The organism is Halomonas sp. SL1 (genome assembly GCF_003030865.2).
GTDB classification, from domain to species: domain Bacteria; phylum Pseudomonadota; class Gammaproteobacteria; order Pseudomonadales; family Halomonadaceae; genus Halomonas; species Halomonas halophila.
In genome coordinates this window covers 1-22,360 of record NZ_PYUQ02000006.1, presented here as the reverse complement: position 1 = coordinate 22,360, position 22,360 = coordinate 1, and the positions used below count along the sequence as shown (strand labels likewise).

The window sequence follows — 22,360 nt, the reverse complement described above, 5'->3', positions numbered from 1 at the left end:
CTCAGCCGCGGCCGGCGGGCGCCTTGAGCAGCAGCTCGACGCGGCGGTTCTCGGCTCGGCCCTCGGCGCTGTCGTTGGCGGCCAGGGGGCGGGTGTCCGCGTAGCCGATGGCGCGCAGCCGCTCGCGGGCCACCCCGGCCTCGGCCAGGGCGCGCACCACGGCGCTGGCGCGGCCGGTGGAGAGCTCCCAGTTGGACGGGAAGCGGGAGGTGGCAATGGGCAGGCTGTCGGTATGCCCCTCCACCGAGATCTCGCCCTCGACGCCGGTGAGCCGCTCGGCCAGGCGCGCCAGGACGCCGTGGCCGCCCTCGGTGAGGCGCGCCCGGCCGCTGTCGAAGAGCAAGCGCTCCTCGATGCGCAGGGTGACCCCGCGCGCGCCGTGCTCGACGCTGACGCCGTCGATGCCGAGCCCCTGGAAGCGCGGCTGCAGGCCCTCGTGGCGCGGCTTCAGCCCCTGACCCACCGCCAGGGCCGCCTGCCGCGCCGGCGACACGATCTCATCCTCCCGCTCCCCCGGCAGGCCGTAGCTGGCCATGGACAGCAGCAGCACGAACAGCGTGATGAGCAGCGTCAGCACGTCCAGGTAGCTCATCAGCCAGCTCTCGCCGTCGCCCTCCCCCTGGGCCGGAGGCGCGATCGCCTGGCGGGTGTCGTGATCAAGCACCCTGGCCGGCCTCCTCGTCGCGCGCCCCCGGCCGCTGGGGATCGCGGATCTCGTCGTGGTAGTTGGCGACGAAGGAGTTCAGGGTCTCCTCGATGAACGACGGCAGGCGCCGCTTGGTGATCAGCGAGATGCCCTCGAGCACCATGTTCATGGCGATCAGGCGCTCCTCGGTGCGGCGCTCGAGCTTCACGGCGATGGGCTTGAACACCAGGTTGGCCAGCAGGATCCCGTAGAAGGTAGTCAGCAGCGCCACCGCCATGCGCGGCCCGATGACGTTCAGGTCGCCGGCCTCCATCACCTCGAGCATGTTCACCAGCCCCACCAGGGTGCCGATCATGCCGAAGGCCGGTGCGTAGGTGGCCATGGTGCGGAAGATCTGCGCCTCGGCGTGTTCACGGGCCTTGAGCCGGGCGATGCGCCAGCGCAGCAGGTCGAAGATCTCCTCTTCCTTGGTGTTGGCGATGACCAGCTGGATGCCGGTGCGCAGGAAGGGGTTGCGGGTCTGCTCCAGGGCCGCCTCCACGGCCCGCACGTCGCCCTTGAACCACAGCCGCGACATGTCGACCAGCTCCTTGATGTCGTCGCGGGTGTAGGTGTTCTCGCGGCGGAAGACCAGCCCCACCAGGCGCACCACTCGTACCACCTCCTTGAGCGGATAGCTGATGAAGGTGGCGGCCAGGGTGCCGGCCAGCACGATGGCCAGCCCCGGCAGGTTGACGAAGCTCTGCGGCGACTCGGCGGTGAACAGCAGCACGCTCGCCAGCAGCACGATACTCGCCAGGATCCCGATCAGCGTGGACGGATTCATGTGGGCTCCCTGTCTCTAGGACGACGGACAATGAGTGGTTATCGGCCTGGATGGCCGAAAGCTTTATAGATGGCCAGGCGTGGAGCGAAACATCGTCGAGCGCAGGCCTTTCTCGCCCACGCCTCAGGCATCGCGCAGCTTGCCGCGCAACCGCCCCACGGCCTGGCTGTGCAGCTGGCAGACCCGGGACTCGGTGACGCCGAGCACGGCGCCGATCTCCTTGAGGTTGAGCTCTTCCTGGTAGTAGAGCCCCATCAGCAGCTTCTCGCGTTCGGGCAGGGCCTCGATGGCCGCCACCAGCCGAGCGCGCTGCTGCTGATCCACCAGCTGCGCGAAGGGCGTCTCGGGGGCGCCGCCCTCGAGCATGCGCCCCTCGCCGCCCTCGGCCATCAGCTCCTCGAAGGGCAGCAGCTGGCCGCTGTTGGTGTCGCTGAGCAGCCGGCGATAGGCCTCCAGGTCCATGTCCAGGGCGGCGGCGATCTCGGTCTCCTCGGCCGGACGCCCCAGCTCCTGCTCCAGGCGACGCGCCGCCTCGTCCGCGGCTCGGGCATTGCGGCGCACGCTGCGCGGCAGCCAGTCGCGGCTGCGCAGCTCGTCGAGCATGGCGCCGCGGATGCGCTGGCTGGCGAAGGTCGCGAAGCTCGCCCCCTGGGCGGCGTCGAAGCGCCCCAGGGCCTCCAGCAGGCCCACGGTGCCGGCCTGGATCAGGTCGTCCAGCTCGATGCTGGCCGGCAGGCGTACCTGCAGCGCCAGGGCCTGGCGACGCACCAGGGGCATGTAGTCATCCAGCAGCGTGTCCTGTTCGATCTTGCCTTGTGCGGTATACATACGTGCCTCGCCCTCTTGCGAGCCTCACCGATAGTTGACGATCACCTGCAGCCCCTGGACGCGGACCGGGTCGGCGCCGGTCGGCGTGAAGCGGAAACGCAGCGCCTCGCCGGCAGGCAGCCCCGCCAGGGCCCGAGTGTGCCCGCGCCGGGCGGGCAGCGTCACGCAGCCGGCCGGATGGCAGAGCCGCGCCCGCAGCGCGGCCCCGGCCGGGGCGCGGAAGCGCCAGCGCACCTCGGCGATGCGCCCGCCGGTCGCCGCCGGGGGCGGCGTCAGGGCCCGGCTCGGGGTTTCCCGGCCGGCCACGGCGGCCCGAACCCCGGGCGCCTCGGCGACCCAGCTGCCCGCCGCCGATGCCGGGGCGGCCAGCAGCCAGCCCAGCAGGGCCGCCCCCGCCACGGCGCCACGCCTCATGCCATCACCAGCAGGTCGATGCCCAGGTAGCGGCCCGCCGCCTGGCGCAGGTTGTCGAGCAGGCCGAGGCGCGACATGCCGGGAGGATGTACCGCCAGCAGCCGCCGCGGCCCGCCGGCGGCCGCCAGGCGCGCCAGCACCCCGAAGGCGCGGCGAAAGGCCTCGGCGTCGCTGCCGACCCACAGGGCCCAGCGCGGCTGCTGCTCGACCAGGGCCGCCAGGTGGGGGCTCGACACGGCCAACGGCACCACCTTCCAGCGCCGCGGGTCGCCCACCCAGCGGCGGCCGCGGCCGGCCCACTCCTCGAACAGCTCGGTCACCCGGGCCGCCTGCTCCGCCGAGGTGCCGGGCAGGCCGACCACCACCAGGGTGGCACTCGGCGCCGGCTCGGTGTCGCGCGAGGCCGGCGCCTCGACCGGGGCCGCGGGCGCCGCGCCCCCGGTCGCCCGGCCGGACCGCTCGGCCCAGGCGCGCAGCCCGGCCGCCTGATCCCCGGCGATCACCGCAGGCCCTCCAGGCCCGCGGCGCCGACATGTCGAATGGCGTCACGGCCCATGAACAGGTACAGCAGCCCCTCCAGCAGCGCATGCTCGCGGCGCCGGCGACGCCCACCCGGCAGCGCCAGCAGCTCGCCGCGCAGCTCGTCGGCCTCGGCGTCCTCGGCCTGATCCAGGTGACAGGAGGCGGCGGCCAGGCCGGCGGCCAGCAGCTGTCGCACCTCGGCATCGGTCTCGCCCGGCAGCAGGGCCTGCAGCCGCTCCCAGGCGCGTCGCACCTGGCGGGGCAGGGCCTCGCCGTGCAGCCGGCCGAGCAGCAGCGGCAGGGTGTCGGTGGCGGCGGTCAACGGCGTCAACCAGTAGCGCTGCCCCAGGGCGCGGCCGCTCTCGGGATCGTCCAGGACCGCGACCCAAGCCATCAGCGGCTGTCGCGACGGCCCGCCACGCTGCCCCGCGGGGCCCGCCTCCACCGGCAGGGCGGCGAAGCGCGCCCGGGCGGCCTGGCCGCGGAAGCGACAGCGGCGCTCCCCGGCGTGCTCGGCGAGCGCCGCCAGCTCCGACAGCGCGCGGCGCTCGCCGGCGTGATGCACCCGCTGGCCGGGCCGCGCCTGGCAGAGCCAGGCCGCCCGGGCCTCGTCCAGCCACAGCCAGGTCTCGGCGTCGGGCAGGCTCGGCAACAGGTGCACCCCGACGCCCCGCTCGCCGGCCCGGGCCAGCCGCGCGGGCCAGCCCGCCGGCTGACGCTGCTGGAGCTCGGGCAGCGCCAGCCAGCCGCCGCGGGCATCGATGCCGAGATCGGGCATCGCCCAGTCGGCCCCCGGCAGGGTACGACGCGCCGCCCACAGCATGCCCACCCGTTCGAGGGCCTCGGGCGGCGCCTCGAGCAGGCGCTCGAGGCGCTCCTCCTGCAGGCAGGCCGGCAGCGCCGACAGGTCCCAGGCGGCCTCCAGGGCGGCGATGCCGGTCAGCCGGCGACGCAAGCCCGCCAGCAGCAGGCCCAGCCGGCGCCCTCGGCCGAGCAGGTCGTCGGCCCAGGGCGTCGCGGCGATCGCGGCGGGTGCCGGCGGCGCGGCGATCCGCGCCGACAGGGCGGCCTCGACCAGCGCCTCGGCGTCGGCCGCCTCCAGGTCCTCGGGCACCCGCTGGCCGGTGGAGACGAAGCGCAGCCGCAAACCGTGGCGGATCAGGGCATCCAGGGCCGGGCCCAGCTGGCCGGCCTCGTCCTGCTTGGTCAGCAGGCAGTCGTCCAGGGCGACGCCAGCGGCCCGGGCCGCCTGGCGATAGCGAGTGATCACTTCCTCCAGGGTGCCGGGCTGGCTGGCGGCGTTGAGCACCAGTAGCATGCGCACCCGCTCGTCGCTGCCCTGAAGCTGGGCGGCCTGGGCGATGATGCGGCGATCCCGCTGGCTCATGCCCACGGTGTCGATGATCACCCAGCGCCGGCCGCCCAGCTCGCCCAACAGCTCGTCCATGGAGACCTCGGGAGACAGCGCGTGCAGGGGCACGTCCAGCAGCTCGGCGTAGATGCGCAGCTGCTCGTGGGCGCCGACCCGGAAGCCGTCGGTGGTCACCAGGGCAACGTTCTCGGCACCGTGGCGCTGCACGCAGCGGGCCGCCAGCTTGGCGGTGGTGGTGGTCTTGCCGACGCCGGTGGGGCCGACCAGTGCCAGGATACCCGGCGCGTCGAGGAAGGCCTCGGGATCGACGCTGACCGGCAGCCGCGCGGCCAGCCGCCGGGCCAGCCAGGCGCGGGCGGTATCGGGCGCGGCCTCGGGGCCAGCCAGCTCGGCGGGCAGGCGGGCGAGCAGCTCGTCGGCCAGCGCCTGGCCGAAGCCCGCCTCGCGCAGCGCCCGCTCCAGGGCATCGCGTCCCGGCTCGGCGGCGGCCGTCGCCCCGCCCTCGCCGGCCAGCAGCGAGCGCATGTCCTGCATCTCGCGCAGCAGGCGTTCACTCATCGCCCGCAGATCGCCGTCGCCCTCGGCGGGGGCGGCAGGCGCCGAGGGCGTCTCGCCCCCCGGCGCCGGGGCGGCGGGCGACGGGGCCTCGGCGGCGGCGGGCGCCACGGCCTCGTCGGCCATGGCCAGGATCTCCACGCCCGTCTCGGTGGGACGATTGGCCAGGATCAAGGCATCGTCGCCGAGGGCGGCGCGCACCTGGCGCATGGCCTCGCGGCTGGTCTCGCCGACGAATCGCATCACGCTCATGGGGTTCACTGTCCTCCGATCAGGGTGGTGACCCTCAGGGTCCGGTCATCGGGGAGCTCGGCCTGGGACATCACCACCAGGTGGCGCAGGCGGCGGCGCAGGAAGCGCGCCAGCACCGGGCGCAGCGGGTGCGGCACCACCAGTACCGGCGGCTCGCCGCTGGCCTCGTGGCGCTCCAGGGCCTGCTCGGCCTGGGTCATCAGGGTCTCGGCCAGTCCCGGTTCCAGGGCGCCACTGCCGTTCATGGCCTGGGTCAGCACCTGCTCCAGTTGGCCGTCCAGCCCCAGGACATTGAGGGTCTCGCGGCCGGCGAACCACTGCTGGGTGATGGCCCGGCCCAGCGCCAGGCGCACCGCGGCGGTGAGCTCGCCGGGGTCCTGCTGCTGGGGCGCGTGCTCGGCCAGGGCGTCGAGGATGGTGCGCATGTCGCGGATCGAGACGTCCTCCTCCAGCAGGTTCTGGAGGATGCGCTGCAAGACGGTGAGCGAGATGGCCTTGGGCACCACCTCCTCGACCAGCGGCTTGTGATCCTCGCCCAGCTTGTCGAGCAGCTTCTGCACCTCCTGGCGACCGAGCATCTCGGCGGCGTGGCGGTGCAGCAGGTGATTCAGGTGGGTGGCCACCACGGTGCTGGCGTCCACGACCGTGTAGCCGTAGACCTGGGCGTGCTCGCGCTGCTCGGTGTCGATCCACACCGCCGGCAGGCCGAAGGCCGGATCCTGGGTCGGGGTGCCGTTCAGCTCGCCGGACACCTGGCCCGGGTCGATGGCCAGCCAGCGCCCCGGGAAGGCCTCGGCGCGGCCGATCTCGGCGCCCTTGAGGCTCAGGGTGTAGGCGTTGGGCGAGAGCTCCAGGTTGTCGCGGATGTGCACCACCGGCGGCAGGAAGCCGACCTCCTGGGCGAACTTCTTGCGCACGCTCTTGATGCGGCCCAGCAGCTCGCCGTCCTGCTGAGCGTCGACCATGGGAATCAGCCGGTGGCCCACCTCCAGGCCCAGGGTGTCGACCAGCTGGACGTCATCCCAGCTGGCCTCCGGGGCCTCGGGAGCCGGCGGCGGCGCCGCCTGGGTCTGCTCGGCGACCAGCTCCCGTTCCTTCTTGCGGATCAGCCACCAGGCCAGCCCGCCCAACAGGGTGGCGAAGATCAGGAACACCAGGTTGGGCATGCCCGGCACCAGGCCCAGCAGGCCCATGACGCAGGCCGCCAGGATCATCACCTGGGGGTTGACGAACAGCTGGCCGATCATCTGCTGGCCGACGTCCTGGTCGGTGGTGACCCGGGACACGGTGACGCCGGCGGCGGTGGAGATCACCAGGGCGGGGATCTGGGCCACCAGGCCGTCGCCGATGGTCAGCAGCACGTAGGTGCGGGCGGCGTCGCCGAAGGCCATGTCGTGCTGCATCAGGCCGATCAGCAGGCCGCCGATGATGTTGACCACCATGATCACCAGGCCGGCCATGGCGTCGCCGCGCACGAACTTGCTGGCGCCGTCCATGGAGCCGTAGAAGTCGGCCTCCTGGGAGACGTCGGACCGACGCTGTCGGGCCTCGTCCTCGCCGATCAGGCCGGCGTTGAGGTCGGCGTCGATGGCCATCTGCTTGCCGGGCATGGCGTCGAGCATGAAGCGGGCGCCCACTTCGGCGATGCGCCCGGCGCCCTTGGTGATGACCATGAAGTTGATGATCACCAGGATCAGGAACACCACCAGGCCCACGGCGAAGTTGCCGCCGACCAGGAACTGGCCGAAGGCCTCGATGACCTTGCCGGCGGCGTCGCCGCCCTGGTGCCCCTCCAACAGCACCACCCGGGTGGAGGCCACGTTGAGCGACAGCCTCAGCAGGGTGGTGAACAGCAGCACCGCCGGGAAGGCGGCGAAGTCCAGCGGCTTCTGGGTGAACATGCTGACCAGCAGCACCATCACCGCCATGGCGATGTTGAAGGTGAACAGCAGGTCCAGCGCGAAGGGCGGCAGCGGCAGGATCATCATCGACAGGATCATGATGATCAGCAGCGGGCCGGCCAGCAGCTTCATCGGCACGTCGGCCATCAGGTTGCGTCGCGGCAGGTATTGGCTCAGGGCCTTCATGCTCGTGCCTCGTCGGTGTCAGGGCCCGCTCCCGGCGCCGCCACGGCGTCCGGAATCGGCAGGTTCTCGGGGGTCGGCGGGGCCTCGCCGCCCTCTTCGGCAACGCGTTTCAGGCCGAAGGCCCAGGCCAGCACCTCCGCCACCGCGGTGTAGAGGTCGGCGGGGATCTCGGCCTCCAGATCCACATGGTGATAGAGCGAGCGAGCCAGCGGCGGCGCCTCCAGGCGCGGCACCCCGGCCTCCTCGGCCACCTCGCGGATGCGCGCCGCCACGGCGTCGGTGCCCTTGGCCACCACCCGCGGTGCGCTCATGCCGGCCTGCTCGTACTTGAGCGCCACGGCGTAGTGCGTGGGGTTGGTGATCACCACGTCGGCCTCCGGCACCTGGCTCATCATCCGCCCGCGCGCCATGGCCTGCTGCTGCTGGCGGATGCGGCCCTTGACCTGGGGGTCGCCCTCGGACTCCTTGTGCTCGCGCTTGATCTCGTCCTTCGACATGCGCAGCTGCTTGGTGTGGTTCCACAGCTGGTAGGGCACGTCGATCAGGATCACCACCAGCAGGGTCAGCACCATCAGGCCGCAGGCCTCGGCGGCCATCCACATGGCGTCGGCCAGGGCCCGCTGGACGGGCATGCCCATCAACGCCATGAACTCGCCGCGGTGCAGGTAGAGGTAGGCCACGCCCACGCCGCCCACCAGCACCGACTTGGCGATGGCCTTGGCGAGCTCCACCAGCGCCTGGACGCCCAGCATGCGCTTGAGCCCCTTGAACGGATTGAGCTTGCTGGCCTGGGGCTTGAGCGACTTGGCGGAGATCACCCAGCCGCCCAGCAGCGCCGGCGCCACCAGCGCGATCACCGCCAGCAACAGGAACAGCGGCAGCATGCCGATCAGGGTGCGCTGCCCCAGTGCCAGCGCCTGGACCAGCATCGGGATGGTTTCCATGGCCTGCCGACGCTCGAACAGGAAGGCCTGCTCCATGACGCCACCGACCAGTTCGAAGAGGCTCGCGCCCATGGCTCCGAGGCCGATCACGCCGCCGAGCAGCAGCATGAAGGTGGCCAGCTCCCGGGAACGGGCTACCTGCCCGTCCTCGCGCGCCTTCTCCAGGCGTCGAGCCGTGGGCTCTTCTGTCTTCTCGTCGTCGCTGCTGTCGTCGGCCATGGCCAGTCACCGGGCACTCGTGCGCACCCTGGCCATTATCCGGGGAGGAAGGTAGGAACGGTCAGGCGAAAAGGGCCGATTTTCGTGGGCTTATCCACGCGCCTCGGCCGCTTGCCGGAAGGGGAAAGCGGGAAGAAAGGACGGCGGTGGGCATGGCTCAGGGGTCAGCCCCCGGCCACGCCACCCGGCCCGTCATCGGACACCTCTCCGGCCACATCGACACCGCCGGGGTCTGACCCCAGGCTGGCCGGGCGCAGACGGTGTTCGGCGATGACTCAGAAGCCCAGCTGGTCGAGCAGGTCGTCCACCTGATCCTGATCGGCCACCACGTCCTCGGCCTCGGGCTTCATCTGCGGGCCGTTGAGCAGACTGTCCTCCTCGTCGCGCTTCCTGGCCTCGCTCTCGCGCTGACCGTCGGCGCGACGCTGCATGCTGTCGCGGGCCTCGCCCTGGGGCACGCTGTCGATCAGCACCTGCACCAGCTGATGCTCGATCTCGCGGATGACGTCCATCATCTTCTTGATCACCTGGCCGGTCAGGTCCTGGAAGTCCTGGGCCATCATGATCTCGAGCAGCTCCTTGTGGGTCGCCTGGGTCGTCTGGGGCACCTCGGCCAGGTAGCCACGGGTGTCCTTGACCAGCTCGCGGGCGTCGTCGAGCTCCTTGGGCTCGGCGAACCACTCGGCCCAGCGCGCGTCCAGGGCCTCGGCCCCCTCGCTGAGGCGGTCCTGCAGCGGCTGGGCACGATCGATGGCGTTGAGGGCACGCTCCGCCGCCTGCTCGGTCATGGTCGCCACGTAGCTCAGGCGGTCGCGGGCATCGGGAATCGCGTCCGCCGCCCGCTCGATCTCCTTGTCCAGCCCCAGCTCGCGCATGCTGTCGCGCAGCATGCGCGTCAGGTGGCCAATGCGCTGGACCAGTTCGTCTCCGTTCGCCTGGTGGTCGCCAGGCTGTGTCTCGGTGCTCATCATCGCCTCTCCTGCATGCCGGGCCCGCGCGGACCCGGCCGGGTATCACATGCCCAGCTTCTCGAAGATCTTGTTGAGCTTCTCCTCGAGGGTCGCCGAGGTGAAGGGCTTGACCACGTAGCCGTTGGCGCCGGCCTGGGCGGCGGCGATGATGTTCTCCTTCTTGGCCTCGGCGGTGACCATCAGCACCGGCAGCTCCTTGAGATCATCATCGGCACGGATCTGCTTGAGCATCTCCAGGCCGTCCAGGTTGGGCATGTTCCAGTCGGACACCACGAACTCGAAGCCGCCGGCCTTGAGCTTGTTGAGCGCCTCCTGACCGTCCTCGGCCTCCTCGACGTTGGTGAAGCCCAGTTCCTTGAGCAGGCTGCGCACGATACGCCGCATGGTCGGGAAGTCATCCACCACCAAGATGCTCATGTTCTTGTCCGCCATCGGGATTCCTCTTCTTTTGCTAGTCGGGGCAATTGCGTTGCGGGGCCGGCGGCACGCCACCGGCCATGTTCAGAATTCTTCCCAGTCGTCCTCGGCCGCGGTCGCCGCCCGCGGGGCGGGGCGGGTCGGCTCGGGCCGGGATTGAGGCGCGGCCTCGGCGCGCGGCGCTGGGGCAGGAGCCTGACGGGGGGCCGCGGCCGGACCGGCCGCCGGCAGGGCGGCGGATTCACCACCGCTCAGCCGGAACACCGACACGGCCTGTTCCAGGCGCGTGGCCTGAGCCTCCAGCTCGGACGCCGCGGAGGCCGCCTCCTGCACCAGGCCAGCGTTCTGCTGGGTGACCTGGTCCATCTGGCCCACCGCCTGACCGACCTGCTCGATGCCGTCGCTCTGCTCCTGGGAGGCCGCCGAGATCTCGTCCATGATGTCGGTCACCCGGCGCACCGAGGCGACCACCTCCTGCATGGTCGAACCGGCCTGCTCGACCAGCGCCGAGCCCTCCTGCACCTGGGTCACCGAGCCGTCGATCAGTGCCTTGATCTCCTTGGCCGCCTCGGCCGAGCGGCTGGCCAGCTGACGCACCTCGCCGGCCACCACCGCGAAGCCGCGGCCCTGCTCGCCGGCCCGCGCCGCCTCCACCGAGGCATTGAGCGCCAGGATGTTGGTCTGGAAGGCGATCGAGTCGATCACCCCGGTGATGTCGGCGACCTTCTGCGAGCTCCCGGCGATGCCGTGCATGGTCTGCACCACCTGCTGGACCACCTCGCCACCGCGCTCGGCGGTGCTGGTGGCCTCCTGGGCCAGGCCGCTGGCCTGGCGGGAGTTGTCGGCGTTCTGGCGCACCGTGGCGGTGAGCTCTTCCATGCTGGAGGCGGTCTCCTCCAGCGAAGCGGCCTGCTGTTCGGTGCGCGAGGACAGATCGGCGTTGCCGCGGGAGATCTCCCGGGCGCGGCCGTGAATGGCGCCGCTGCCCTGGCGCACGTCGCCGACGATGCGCCCCAGGTTGCCCTGCATGTCGCGCATGGCGGCGAACAGCTGGCCGATCTCGTTGCGCCCCTTGACCTGGATCTCGCGGGACAGGTCGGCCTCGGCGATGCCTTCGAGATCGCGCACCGCCTGACGCAGCGGCAGCACCAGCAGCCGGCGCAGGGTCAGGTAGATGCCCCCCATGATCAGCGCCGCCAGCGCCAGGATGGCCAGGCCGATCATGCCGAAGCGGCCCTCCATGACGCTGTAGTCGGCCATCAGGGTGTCGCCGCGCTCCCCGGCGTAGCGCACGAACTCGGTCAGCGACGCCTCGAGGGCCTCGCGGGGTTCCGTCATGCGCTGACGCAGCTGGGAGAAGCCCTGGGTATCCACCCGGTCCAGGGTCTCGTAGCCCTCGCGCACCAGCGCCAGCACGGCGTCGAAATCTGCCTCGACGCGGGCGCCCAGCGCCTCGCCCTGGGGCGTGCGCGGCACGCCGGCGTAGTTCTCGTAGCGCGCCTCGGCGCGCTCGATCTTGTCCAGGGCCGAGGCCAGGGCGGTATCGGCCTGGCTGGTGCGCCCCATCAGGAAGTGGCCGGAGGCGGTCTGAAGGTCGACCAGGCCTCCGGTCAGCAGCGCATCGGCGCGGTTGATCTCGTTGAGCTGCTCGACGTTGATCCGGTCCAGGGTCGACAGGGTGTCATGGGCCGTGCGGCTGGCCGTCCAGCCCAGGCCCGCCACCACCACCAGGAACAGCAGGAAGCAGGCCAGCACGCCGTTGACGACCCGGCTGATCTTGAAATTGCGCAATAGGTTGAGCATCGAGGCGACTCCTGAGCCGAAATGACAGTCCTTCTTACACCCGCTGGGCGCGACCGGAGGCGGCGACCAGCTTGAGCAGCCGCGGCGCCACCGCGTCCAGGGCGACGACTTCGGCCGCGCCGCCCAGGGCGATGGCCTCGCGCGGCATGCCGAACACCACGCAGCTGGCCTCGTCCTGAGCCAGGGTCTGGGCCCCGGCCTGGCGCATCTCCAGCAGCCCGGCGGCGCCGTCCTTGCCCATGCCGGTCAACAACACGCCGATGGCGTTGCGGCCGGCCTGGGTGGCGGCGGAGTGGAACAGCACGTCCACCGAGGGCCGGTGACGGTTGACCGGCGGGCCGCTGTCCAGCCGCGCGACATAGTTGGCGCCGCTGCGCGCCAGCTTGAGGTGAGTGTCCCCCGGCGCGATGTAGGCGTGCCCGGGCAGGATGCGCTCGCCGTCCTCGGCTTCCTTGACCGTGATCTGGCACAACCGGTCGAGGCGCTCGGCGAAGGAGCGAGTGAAGCCCCCGGGCATGTGCTGGGTGATCAGGATCGCCGGGCTGCCCGCTGGCAGCGGCTCCAGCACGCTGCGGATGGCCTCGGTGCCGCCGGTGGAGGCGCCGATGATGATCAGCTTCTCGCTCGACACCAGCGGAGCCTCGAGGGTCTTCGGCGCCGGAGCGTCACGGCGACGGGCGCGCTGCGGCCGCGAGCGTGCCGCCGCGCGCAGCTTCTCGGCGATCTCGTCGGCGTAGGCCTGCATGCCGTGGCGAATGCCCAGCGACGGCTTGGCCACGAAGTCCAGGGCGCCGAGTTCCAGGGCGCGCAGGGTCACCTCGGAACCGGCCTGGGTCAGCGACGAGACCATCAGCACCGGCATCGGCCGTAGCCGCATCAGCCGCTCCAGGAAGTCGAGGCCGTCCATGCGCGGCATCTCGACATCCAGGGTGATGACGTCCGGGTCGTGGCGCTTGATCAGGTCGCGGGCCACCAGCGGGTCCGGCGCCACGGCCACCACTTCCATGTCGGGCTGCTGATTGATGATCTCGGTCAGCAGGTCGCGTATCAGCGCCGAATCGTCGACGCACAGCACCTTGATCTTGGGTGCGCTCAAGGGATGTCTCCTCTCCATGCGGGCGGGCGGCGGACGGCATGCCACCCCCGTCGCCGGCCGATGGGGTCACTATCGGCCGGCGCTCCCGGTTCTTTAACGCGCCCGTTGTTTAACGCGCCTTGCGCACGTAGACGGTCTGTCCCCGCAGCCGGAAGGCCTCGGTGGTGTAGGAAAAGTTCTCGGAATGCCCGGCGAACAGCAGGCCGTCGGGCTTGAGCAACGGGGCGAAGCGCTCGAGGATCCGCGCCTGGGTCTGCTTGTCGAAGTAGATCATCACGTTGCGACAGAAGATCGCATCGAAGGGCCCCTGGATCGACCAGGAGGGCGCCAGCAGGTTGAGCGGCTGGAAGTCGACCATGTCCTTGAGCTCCTGCCGCACCCGGGCCAGCCCCTCGTGGGCGCCGCGGCCGCGCTGGAAGAAACGCTTGACCCGCGCCTCGTCGAGCTTGTGGATCTGCTCCATGGCATAGACCCCGGCGCGCGCCTTCTCCAGCGCCTCGGTGTCGATGTCCGTGGCCACCACCTCGGCGTCGCCGGCCCGCGAGCCCAGCGCCTCGGCCAGCGTCATGGCGATGGAATAGGGCTCCTCGCCGGTGGACGCCGCCGAGCTCCACACCCGCACAGGGCCACGCCGCTCGCGCACGTGGGTCGCCAGCAGCGGGAAGTGATGCGCCTCGCGGAAGAAGGCGGTGAGGTTGGTGGTCAGGGCATTGGTGAAGGCCTCCCACTCGCGGGCATCGGGCTGGCGCTCGAGGCGTGCCAGATAATCGGCGAAGCGCGTCAGGCCATGATGGCGAAGCCGCTTGGCCAAGCGGCTATAGACCATCTCCCGCTTGTGCTCGGCCAGCACGATGCCGGCCCGCTGGTAGATGAGCTGACGGATGCGGGCGAAGTCCGCATCGGTCAGTTCGAGGTCACGCTCGAACTGACCGCCGCCCGCCCAGCTTCCCGGCCCCGACGAGGGCAGCTCCTGTGTCACGTTAGAATTCCTCCCATTCCTCGAGGTCCGCTGCCTGGGACGTGCGGGTCTGCGGGGGCATCGTCCCGCGGGATGCCTCGGCCGAGGCACTGGACGCGGTGCGAGCCTTTGCGGAGGCGGCCGGCAGCGGCTGGCGCTCGGCGGCACCGCGCCGCTCGCTCAGCGACGGCGCTCGTTCCAGGCCCGCGCCGCGCAGGCGGAAGGCGGCCACGGCCTGGGCCAGCTCGGCGGCCTGCTGATCGAGCTCGGTGGCCGCCTGGGCGGAGGCCTGCACGCGCTCGGCGTTCTGCTGGGTCACCCGATCCATCTCCATCACCGCCTGATTGATCTGGCCGATGCCGTTGCTCTGCTCGGTGGAGGCCGCGGTGATCTCGCCCATGATGTCGTTGACCCGGGTCGAGGCCTCGAGCACCTCGGAAAGCGAGCTCTCGGCGCGCTTGACCAGCTGGGCGCCGCCCTCGATCTGCCGGGCCGAGCCGTCGATCAGCGCCTTGATCTCCTGGGCGGCGGACGCCGAGCGGCTGGCCAGCTGACGCACTTCGCCGGCCACCACGGCGAAGCCGCGGCCCTGCTCGCCGGCCCGGGCCGCCTCCACCGAGGCGTTGAGGGCCAGGATATTGGTCTGGAAGGCGATCGAATCGATGACGTCGATGATTTCCGTCATCTTCTTCGAGCCTTCGGTGATCTCGCCCATGGTGCCCACCAGCTGCTGCATCAGCTCGCCGGTCTCGGCGGTCTGGGTGGCATTGTCTGAGGCCAGGCCGCTGGCCTGCTGGGCGTTGTCGGAGTTGTGCTGCACCGTGGTGGTCATTTCCTCCATGCTGGAGGCGGTCTGCTGCAGCGAGGCGGCCTGCTGCTCGGTGCGCGAAGCCAGTTCCTCGTTGCCGGAGGCGATGTCCCGGGCAGCCGGGGCCACCCGTTCGACCCCGTTGCTGACGTCACCGACGATGCTGCCCAGGCTCTTGCGCATCAGCTCCAGCGCGCCGAGCATGCGCCCGACCTCATCGCGGCGGCGGTGGGGCGGGGTGGCGCCGAGGTTGCCGGAGGCGATCTGCAGGGTGAACTGCTGCGCGCCGCGCAGCGGCCGGATCAGGGCACGCAGCTGCAGCCAGCCCAGCAGACCCAGCGCCAGCAGGCCGATGCCCAGCATCATCGCCAGCATCATCACCATGCGCCGCTCGGCCGCCAGGGCCTCGTCGGCCAGCGCCGTGGCCGCCTGCTGCTCCTCGGCGATCAGTTCGTTGACGTCACTCGACAGCCCCTCGCCCCAGTCGCGCATTTCCTTGGCATGAGGCGGCAGGTTGGAGAAGACCTGGAAGTTGTCGTCGGAATTGAGCAGCGACACCGCATGCGAGAGCCCCGCCTGGCGATAGTGATCGAGTTCCTCGCCGAAATCATCGGCCACCGCGGAGGCATTACGACCGTCGCCTCGATACCCCTCCCACAGCGACGCGAGGCGCGTCTCGGCCTCTTCGAGCCCGGCGATCACCTCCTCACGCTGGTTGATCAGCTCGAAGGGCTCGCGACGGGTCAGATCCTGATGGCTCTGGGTGATCACCTGGTCGATCTGCTGCAGCCGCGCGACGTCCTGCAGGCCGTCGCGGTTGAGGGTCTGCAGGCGCTGGCCGGCATCGTCGATGCCGAACAGCCCCATGCCGCCGGTCACGGCCAGCAGCCCGCCGGCCACCGCCACCATGGCCACCATCTTGGCGCGCATGCTGCTCAGGTTCAGCCGGCCCAGCGCGCCGCGCAGGCCGCGTCGCTCCAGCCATCCCTTGTCGAGGCGATAGCCGGTCTTGTGGCCCTCGCGCATCCGCGCATAGACGGTCTCGGCCAGCTCGATGTCGGCCGGATCGGCCTTGGTGCGCATGGAGGCATGGCCGACCACCTCGCCGTCCTCGAGGATCGGTGACACGCTGGCGTCGACCCAGTAATGGTCGCCGTTCTTGCAGCGGTTCTTGACCAGGCCGTGCCAGGTCTCGCCGGCGGCCAGGGTATCCCACAGGTCCTGGAAGGCCGCCGGCGGCATGTCCGGGTGGCGCACCAGGTTGTGCGGCGCCCCGATCAGCTCCTCCTTGGAGAAGCCGCTGACCTCGATGAAGGCCGGGTTGGCATAGGTGATGCGCCCCTTGAGATCGGTGCGCGAGATCAGGAAGTGGTCGTCGTCGAGCACGACCTCCCGCTGCGTGATCGGCTGATTGTTTCTCATGTCATCAATTCCCTACGGCGTGCCTGGATGCTGGCCATTTGTTATGGAGTTGGAGCGCCGCCGAATGACACCGGCGGCGCATCGGCCTTCAGAAGGATTCCCACTCCTCGTTCGGGTCCTGATCGCGCTGGCGCGGCGGCTGCGAGCCACGGGCGCTGTCCGGTGTGCGTCCACCGTCCTGGCCGCCAGCGGCCACCAGCGACGGCATCCAGCGCGCCAGGTCGTCCTGGCGGGCGGCCTCGTGGTTCGGTGCCTCGGCCCCCGAGGGCAAGCGGAAGCGGCCGGTGACGTCACGCAGCCGACCGGCCTCGGCCTCGAGCTGGGTGGCGGCACTGGCCGCCTGCTGCACCAGGGTGGCGTTCTGCTGGGTCACCTGATCCATCTGGGTGACGGCGTCGTTGACCTGGGAGATGCCGTTGCTCTGCTCGCTGGAGGCCGCGGCGATCTCGTCCATGATGTCGCTGACCCGCTGCACGGCGGCGACGATCTCGGTCATGGTCTGGCCGGCCTTGTCGACGCGGGCGGTACCGGCCTCCACCTGGTTCACCGAGGCCTCGATCAGGCCGCGGATCTCGCTGGACGCGTCCGCCGAGCGGCTGGCCAGACTGCGGACCTCCTCGGCCACCACCGCGAAGCCGCGGCCGTGCTCGCCGGCCCGGGCCGCCTCCACCGAGGCGTTGAGGGCCAGGATGTTGGTCTGGAAGGCGATCGAGTCGATGGTGCCGATGATCTCGGCCACCCGCTGGGAGCTATGCTGGATCTCGTGCATGGTCGAGACCACCTCGCCGACCACCTGGCCGCCCTCTTCAGCGGTGCGCGTGGCCTCGACGGCGAGCTGGCTGGCCTGCTGGGCGTTGTCGGCGTTCTGGCCGACGGTGGAGGACAGCTCCTCCATGCTCGAGGCGGTCTCCTGCAGCGAGGAGGCCTGCTGCTCGGTGCGCGACGAGAGATCATTGTTGCCGCTGGCAATGCTCTGCGAGCCGGCGTAGATCGACTCGCCGCTGCTGCGTACGCTACCGATCGTCGCCGCCAGGCCCCGCTGCATCTCGTCCAGCGAGCGATAGAGGCGGCCGATCTCGTTGTTGCCGTACTGCGGGATATCCTGGGACAGGTCTCCCCCCTCGACCCGCTCGAAGTAGCCGACCAGGCGGCCCAGCGGGCGGATGACGTTGGCCGTCACGCCCCACATCACCACCACGATGGCCAGGGCGGCGATCACCAGCACGGCGATCATCAGCCCCTTCATCAGCCGCGACAGGTCGAAGAAGTCGTCGTAGAGAGCGGCGCCGTTGGCCTCCGAGGCCTCGAAGAAGGCCACGGCATCGGTGTAGAAGGCCTGGGTCAGGCGGTCGACGTCCTCGTTCAGGTCGGCGAAGGCCTGGGCGCTGCCTTCCTCCAGGGCCTGACGCTGGGGCCTGAGTCCCTGGTCCATCAGGGCCGTGAAGTCTTCCTCGATCGACGCGATCAGCGCGTCCTGCCCCGCCTGGCGCGGCAGCGCCAGGAAGTCCTGGAAGGTCGCCTCGATCTCGTCGAGGGTCGCGCCCAGCGCGGCCGCCTCGGCCTGCACCGACTCGCGCTCCTCCGGCCATACCGCCTGCCCCAGCCGGGCATGCAGGCCGCGCAGTTCCGTCTGCGCGAACAGCATCTGCGCATTGGCCCGGTTGAGGGAGGACTGCTGGTCCACGTTGACCTCGTTGAGCGTGCGCAGCGAATCCTCGCTGTAGCGCACCGCATAGAGCCCCAGGGCGCTGAGCACCAGGATCAGCACGGCGAACAGCGCCAGCACCAGGCTCCAGCTGACCCGCACGGTCATGTTGTCGAGAAGCTTCCTCACCACGCACTCCCTTTCTTGGAGGGGCGGTCCTTGCCGCCCCGAATCACGAATTCTCGGTATCAGGCCATGGCCGGTTCGGCCTCGCGCGCCGAGGCCGCGGCCGCCGGCAGCGCGGCGGGCGTCTCGACGTCGGCCCCCGCCACGAAGCGGAAGTGGGCCACCCGCTCGCGCAGGCCTCGTGCTCGCGCCACCAGGCGCTGAGAGGCGTCGCTGTTGCCCTCGACGAGGCCCGCGTTCTGCTGCGTCATGCGATCCATCTGGGTGACCGCCTCGCCGACCTGCTCGATGCCCTGACGCTGCTCGCCGGTGGCGGTGGAGATCTCCTCCACCAGGCCGGAAAGACGGCGGATGTCATCCACCATCCCGACGATCACCTCGTCGGTCTCCTTGACGCGCCGGCTGCCCGCCACGACCTGACCATCGGCGCGATCGATCAATGCCTTGATCTCCCGGGTCGCCTCGGCCGAGCGGCTGGCCAGCTGGCGCACCTCCTCGGCCACCACCGCGAAGCCGCGGCCCTCTTCGCCCGCCCGAGCCGCCTCCACCGAGGCGTTGAGCGCCAGGATGTTGGTCTGGAAGGCGATCGAATCGATGGTATCGACGATGCCGCTCATCTCGCTGGCGCTGGCATTGATGGCGTCGATCGCGTTGACCACCTCGCCCATCGCCTGGCGGCCCCGCTCGGCGCCCTGGGCGGTCTCGTCGGCCACCGCGCGCGCCTGCTCGGCGTGCTCGGCGTTGTGCCCCACGGTGGTGGTCAGCTGCTCCATGCTCGAGGCGGTCTGGGCCAGCGCCGCGGCCTGCTGCTCGGTGCGGGTGGCCAGCTCGTCGTTGCCTTCGCCCAGCGCTTCCACGTCCTGATGCACCGCATCACTGTCGCGATGGATGTCGCCGATGGTGTCGACCAGGGCCCGGCGCATGCGCTCGATATCGAACAGCAGGCTGCGCTCGTCGCCGCCGCGCAGTCGCACTTCCCGGGTCAGATCGCCGTCGGCGATGGCCCGCACCGAGGCGGCGGCGTAGCGGGGATCGCCCCCCAGCGAGCGGGTCACGCCACGGATCACCCATCCCATCAGCAGGCTGACCGGCACGCCGATGATCAGCAGCGCCATCAACGAGCGGGCCAGTGACGCCATGAAGGCGGCATTGACGTCGTCGATGTAGACGCCGGTGCCGATCGTCCAGCCCCAGGGCGCGAAGCGCTCGTGGTAGGACGACTTGGGAATCGGCTCGCTGCCCTCGGTGTGCGGCCACAGGTAGTCGACATAGCCGTCGTCGCTGGCCACGTCCTCGGCGAACTCGCGGAACAGCAGGCGACCCTCGACGTTCTCGAAGCTTCCGACGTCGGTGCCCGCGGCCAGGCGCGGGTGGCTCTGCATCGCGAAGTCGTCGTCGAAGACGTAGAGATAGCCGCGGCCGTGGTCGTACTCCATGTCCTCGATCAGCGCCGCGGCCCTGGCCTTGGCCTCGTCCGTCGAGATCTCACCGGCCGCGGCCCGCTCGGCCTGGCCCGCGATCAGGCTCTGGGCCAGATGGACGGTGTCCTGGAGGGCCCCGCGGCGCTCCTCCAGCATGGTCTGGCGATTCTCCCAGGCGCTCCAGGCCATCATCAGGCCCATGGCCAGCCAGATGATGCCCAGGGTGGCCCACAGTTTTGTTGTCGTTGTCAGCTGGCGCATGCGTCACCTCTTGTCGGGTGTGTTGTTATTGGCAGAGCGCGGCTTGCTTGCCGGGGATGGCAGACGAGCGCCGGGCACGAGGCGGCGCGAGGATGTCGGTGCCTGGGCGCCAAGCGCAGCGCCCAGGAACGTGATGACAGCCTGCTCGCGATGGTCCGGCACGCCGGGCGCGTCGCCTCCCGCCGTGAGCGCCCGAACGTGCCGGCTTATTCGCTCACGCTGTCGACCAGGGCCATCTCCTGGCTGGTCAGCAGCTTGTCGATGTCCACCAGCACCAGCATGCGGTCCTCGAGGCTGCCGAGGCCGCTGAGGAAGTCGGAGGACAGGGTCACGCCGAACTCCGGCGCCGGCTTGATCTGCTCGGGCGTCAGGGTCATGACGTCGGAGACGCCGTCGACCACGATGCCGACGATGCGCTCGCCGACGTTGAGCACGATCACCACGGTCTGGCCGCCGTACTCGACGTTCTCCAGATGGAACTTGATGCGCAGGTCGACGATCGGCACGATCACACCGCGCAGATTGGTCACGCCCTTGATGAATTCGGGGGCGTTGGCGATGCGGGTGACGTTCTCGTAGCCGCGGATCTCCTGCACCTTGAGGATATCGATGGCGTATTCCTCGTCGCCCAGCGAAAACACCAGGAATTCGCGGTTTTCGGCCTCGGTGGCGGCCAGGGCCGCTTCGGTGGTCTCGATGCTCATGACGGCTCTACCTCCTTGGGATTCAGGGTCGTGGAGACGGCGGGACGGGCGTCGCGCCGCGCCTCCTTCTTGGCTCGGTTGAGTCGGTGCAGATCGGTGATGTCGAGGATCAGCGCCACGCTGCCATCGCCGAGGATGGTCGCCGCGGACACGCCGGGCACCTTGCGATAGTTGGTCTCGAGGTTCTTCACCACCACCTGCTGCTGGCCAACCAGCTCATCCACCAGCAGCGCGTAGCGGCGGCCCTCGCCCTGGACGATCACGGCAATGGTCTCGGCCAGCTCGGTCTTGGCGCCGGTGACGTCCAGCGCCTCGTGCACGGGCACCACCGGCAGGTATTCGTCGCGCACCTTGAGCACCACGTCGTCCCCGGCCATGGCGTAGAGGTCGTCGGGGCTCGGCTGCAGCGACTCCAGCACCGCGGACAGCGGCAGGATGAACACCTCGTCGCCGACCTTGATCGACATGCCGTCGAGGATCGCCAGGGTCAGCGGCAGCACGATGCGAATGGTGGTGCCTTCCCCGGGGGTGGACATGATCTGGACGTTGCCACCCATGCCCTGAATGTTGCGCTTGACCACGTCCATGCCCACGCCGCGGCCGGAGACGTCGCTGACCTCCTGGGCGGTGGAGAAACCGGGGGCGAAGATCAGCTGCCAGACCTCGTCGTCGCTCATGCTGTCGGAGACGCTGAGCTCGCTCTCCCGTGCCTTGGCGAGGATCTTCTCGCGGTTCAGGCCGCCGCCGTCGTCGATCACCTCGATCAGGATGTTGCCGCCCTGGTGCTTGGCCGAGAGCGTCAGCTTGCCGGTGCGCGGCTTGCCGGCGGCCTCGCGGGCGTCCGGCGACTCGATGCCGTGGTCCAGGCTGTTGCGCACCAGATGGGTGAGCGGGTCGATGATGCGCTCGGTAAGGCTCTTGTCGAGCTCCGTCGCCGCGCCCTCGGTGACCAGTTCGATGTCCTTGCCCAGCTTGCCGGCGGTCTCGCGCACCACGCGGGGGAAGCGACTGAAGACGAAATCCATCGGGATCATGCGCACCGACATCACCGCTTCCTGCAGGTCGCGGGCGTTGCGCTGCAGCAGGTTCATGCCGTTGTGCAGGCCGCTGTGGTTGACGTTGTCGAGCTCGCTGACGGTCTGGTCGAGCATCGATTGGGTGATGATCAGCTCACCGACCAGGTTGATGATCTGGTCGACCTTCTCCACCGAGACGCGGATCGAGGAGGACTCGCCGCCACCGGACTTGGACTTCGACTTGGGCTTGTCGGCTTTCGCCGCCTTGGGCTTCTCTGCCTTGGGCTTCGCCGCCGGCTGCGGCGCGTCCTGGCCGGAGGCTTCCGGCTCGGTCGCCGCCGGCGTTTCGGAGGCGGCCGGTGCCGCGGGCGCCGACTCGGCCTCCCGCTCGATCTTCAGCTGATCGGCATCGACGATGAAGCCCATCACCGCCTCGATGTCCTCGACGCTGACCGAGGTGGAGAGCGTCACCCGATAGCAGGCCGCGTCGCCCGACTGCCCCTCGACGGTGCCGAGCTGCCCGAGCTCCTCCAGCAGCTGGTCGCGGTCCTTGTCGCCGACCTTGAGCAACGACACGACCAGCCGGCGCTCGCCGGCGGCCGATGCATCATTCGTCTCGGCCTCCGCGGTTTCGATCTTGAGCTGGTCGGGCTCGACGATGAAGCACATCACCGCCTCGATGTCCTCGGCGCTCACCGAGGTGGCCAGCGTGACGCGATAGCAGGCCGCGTCGCCCGCCTGCGACTCGATGGTGCCGAGCTGCTCGAGCTCCTCCACCAGCAGGGCGCGATTCTCGTCGCCGACGTTGAGCAGCGAGACCGTCAGGCGGCTCTCGCCCTCCTGGGACGGCGCCTCGGCGGGCGCCGGCTTGGTCTCAAAAGCGGTCTCAGGGGCGGGCTCGGGGGCCGGAGCAGGTGCCGGCCCGGCGGCCCTGGGGGCGGGTTCGCCGGCGTCCAGCGACTGGCCGGTCTCCCCCCGCGCCAGGCG

At 70.5% G+C, this 22,360-nt stretch carries 18 protein-coding genes; all 18 read right to left on the bottom strand.

All coding sequences use genetic code 11. From position 1 onward, the window contains the following. Position 1 precedes the first annotated feature (1 nt). Entirely contained in the window at positions 2-664 is a 663-nt protein-coding gene (locus tag C9J49_RS02260; RefSeq protein ID WP_107180985.1) for an OmpA family protein, read from the bottom strand. Beyond that, on the bottom strand, positions 657-1,472 hold the full coding sequence (locus tag C9J49_RS02255) for a motility protein A (RefSeq protein WP_107180984.1): 816 nt from the start codon (positions 1,470-1,472) through the stop codon (positions 657-659). Before C9J49_RS02255 ends, C9J49_RS02260 begins: the two co-directional genes overlap by 8 nt. Positions 1,473-1,595: 123 nt before the next feature. Continuing rightward, positions 1,596-2,300, bottom strand: coding sequence for an RNA polymerase sigma factor FliA (locus C9J49_RS02250; RefSeq protein WP_107180983.1), 705 nt, complete (start codon positions 2,298-2,300; stop codon positions 1,596-1,598). 24 nt (positions 2,301-2,324) lie between these two features. After that, positions 2,325-2,714, bottom strand: a complete 390-nt coding sequence (locus tag C9J49_RS02245) for a flagellar protein FlhE (RefSeq protein WP_107180982.1) — start codon at positions 2,712-2,714, stop codon at positions 2,325-2,327. Then, a complete protein-coding gene (locus C9J49_RS02240) occupies positions 2,711-3,217 on the bottom strand; it encodes a hypothetical protein (protein WP_107180981.1) in 507 nt (168 codons plus the stop codon). Before C9J49_RS02240 ends, C9J49_RS02245 begins: the two co-directional genes overlap by 4 nt. Beyond that, positions 3,214-5,415: a flagellar biosynthesis protein FlhF gene (gene flhF / locus C9J49_RS02235; RefSeq protein ID WP_107180980.1), complete on the bottom strand. Its 2,202-nt coding sequence runs from the start codon at positions 5,413-5,415 to the stop codon at positions 3,214-3,216. Before flhF ends, C9J49_RS02240 begins: the two co-directional genes overlap by 4 nt. A 5-nt stretch (positions 5,416-5,420) precedes the next feature. Further along, on the bottom strand, positions 5,421-7,502 hold the full coding sequence (gene flhA / locus C9J49_RS02230) for a flagellar biosynthesis protein FlhA (RefSeq protein ID WP_107180979.1): 2,082 nt from the start codon (positions 7,500-7,502) through the stop codon (positions 5,421-5,423). Then, positions 7,499-8,665, bottom strand: a complete 1,167-nt coding sequence (gene flhB / locus C9J49_RS02225; protein WP_035596960.1) for a flagellar biosynthesis protein FlhB — start codon at positions 8,663-8,665, stop codon at positions 7,499-7,501. Before flhB ends, flhA begins: the two co-directional genes overlap by 4 nt. A 275-nt stretch (positions 8,666-8,940) precedes the next feature. Continuing rightward, positions 8,941-9,633: a protein phosphatase CheZ gene (gene cheZ / locus C9J49_RS02220; RefSeq protein ID WP_046077957.1), complete on the bottom strand. Its 693-nt coding sequence runs from the start codon at positions 9,631-9,633 to the stop codon at positions 8,941-8,943. Positions 9,634-9,678: 45 nt separating this feature from the next. Continuing rightward, positions 9,679-10,068, bottom strand: a complete 390-nt coding sequence (cheY, locus tag C9J49_RS02215) for a chemotaxis response regulator CheY (RefSeq protein WP_035596957.1) — start codon at positions 10,066-10,068, stop codon at positions 9,679-9,681. A 69-nt stretch (positions 10,069-10,137) separates the two neighbouring features. Further along, entirely contained in the window at positions 10,138-11,856 is a 1,719-nt protein-coding gene (locus C9J49_RS02210; protein ID WP_046077927.1) for a methyl-accepting chemotaxis protein, read from the bottom strand. Positions 11,857-11,890: 34 nt separating this feature from the next. Then, positions 11,891-12,952 (bottom strand): chemotaxis response regulator protein-glutamate methylesterase, encoded by a 1,062-nt coding sequence (locus C9J49_RS02205; protein WP_035596951.1) that lies wholly within the window; start codon positions 12,950-12,952, stop codon positions 11,891-11,893. 109 nt (positions 12,953-13,061) lie between these two features. Further along, complete coding sequence (gene cheR / locus C9J49_RS02200; protein ID WP_107180977.1) at positions 13,062-13,931, bottom strand: protein-glutamate O-methyltransferase CheR; 870 nt, start codon at positions 13,929-13,931, stop codon at positions 13,062-13,064. 1 nt (position 13,932) lies between these two features. Next, entirely contained in the window at positions 13,933-16,140 is a 2,208-nt protein-coding gene (locus tag C9J49_RS02195; protein WP_107180976.1) for a methyl-accepting chemotaxis protein, read from the bottom strand. Positions 16,141-16,228: 88 nt separating this feature from the next. After that, positions 16,229-17,974 (bottom strand): methyl-accepting chemotaxis protein, encoded by a 1,746-nt coding sequence (locus C9J49_RS02190; protein ID WP_309250812.1) that lies wholly within the window; start codon positions 17,972-17,974, stop codon positions 16,229-16,231. A 59-nt stretch (positions 17,975-18,033) separates the two neighbouring features. Continuing rightward, positions 18,034-19,653 carry a methyl-accepting chemotaxis protein gene (locus C9J49_RS02185; protein WP_046077931.1) on the bottom strand — a complete coding sequence of 540 codons (1,620 nt, stop codon included), beginning with the start codon at positions 19,651-19,653 and terminating at the stop codon, positions 18,034-18,036. Positions 19,654-19,859: 206 nt separating this feature from the next. Next, the gene (gene cheW, locus C9J49_RS02180; protein WP_035596940.1) at positions 19,860-20,357 is read right to left on the bottom strand and encodes a chemotaxis protein CheW; all 498 of its coding nucleotides are present in this window, start codon (positions 20,355-20,357) and stop codon (positions 19,860-19,862) included. Next, a partial coding sequence (locus tag C9J49_RS02175) for a chemotaxis protein CheW (RefSeq protein WP_111382294.1) occupies positions 20,354-22,360 on the bottom strand: 2,007 nt, incomplete at its 5' end. The genes cheW and C9J49_RS02175, both read right to left, overlap by 4 nt.

Coding starts and splice junctions, on each gene's coding strand:
- C9J49_RS02185 (WP_046077931.1), bottom strand. CDS start 19,653: ATGCGCCAGCTGACAACGACAACAAAACTGTGGGCCACCCTGGGCATC.
- flhF (WP_107180980.1), bottom strand. CDS start 5,415: ATGAGCGTGATGCGATTCGTCGGCGAGACCAGCCGCGAGGCCATGCGC.
- C9J49_RS02195 (WP_107180976.1), bottom strand. CDS start 16,140: ATGAGAAACAATCAGCCGATCACGCAGCGGGAGGTCGTGCTCGACGAC.
- flhB (WP_035596960.1), bottom strand. CDS start 8,665: ATGGCCGACGACAGCAGCGACGACGAGAAGACAGAAGAGCCCACGGCT.
- cheZ (WP_046077957.1), bottom strand. CDS start 9,633: ATGAGCACCGAGACACAGCCTGGCGACCACCAGGCGAACGGAGACGAA.
- C9J49_RS02255 (WP_107180984.1), bottom strand. CDS start 1,472: ATGAATCCGTCCACGCTGATCGGGATCCTGGCGAGTATCGTGCTGCTG.
- C9J49_RS02250 (WP_107180983.1), bottom strand. CDS start 2,300: ATGTATACCGCACAAGGCAAGATCGAACAGGACACGCTGCTGGATGAC.
- C9J49_RS02210 (WP_046077927.1), bottom strand. CDS start 11,856: ATGCTCAACCTATTGCGCAATTTCAAGATCAGCCGGGTCGTCAACGGC.
- cheW (WP_035596940.1), bottom strand. CDS start 20,357: ATGAGCATCGAGACCACCGAAGCGGCCCTGGCCGCCACCGAGGCCGAA.
- cheY (WP_035596957.1), bottom strand. CDS start 10,068: ATGGCGGACAAGAACATGAGCATCTTGGTGGTGGATGACTTCCCGACC.
- C9J49_RS02245 (WP_107180982.1), bottom strand. CDS start 2,714: ATGAGGCGTGGCGCCGTGGCGGGGGCGGCCCTGCTGGGCTGGCTGCTG.
- flhA (WP_107180979.1), bottom strand. CDS start 7,502: ATGAAGGCCCTGAGCCAATACCTGCCGCGACGCAACCTGATGGCCGAC.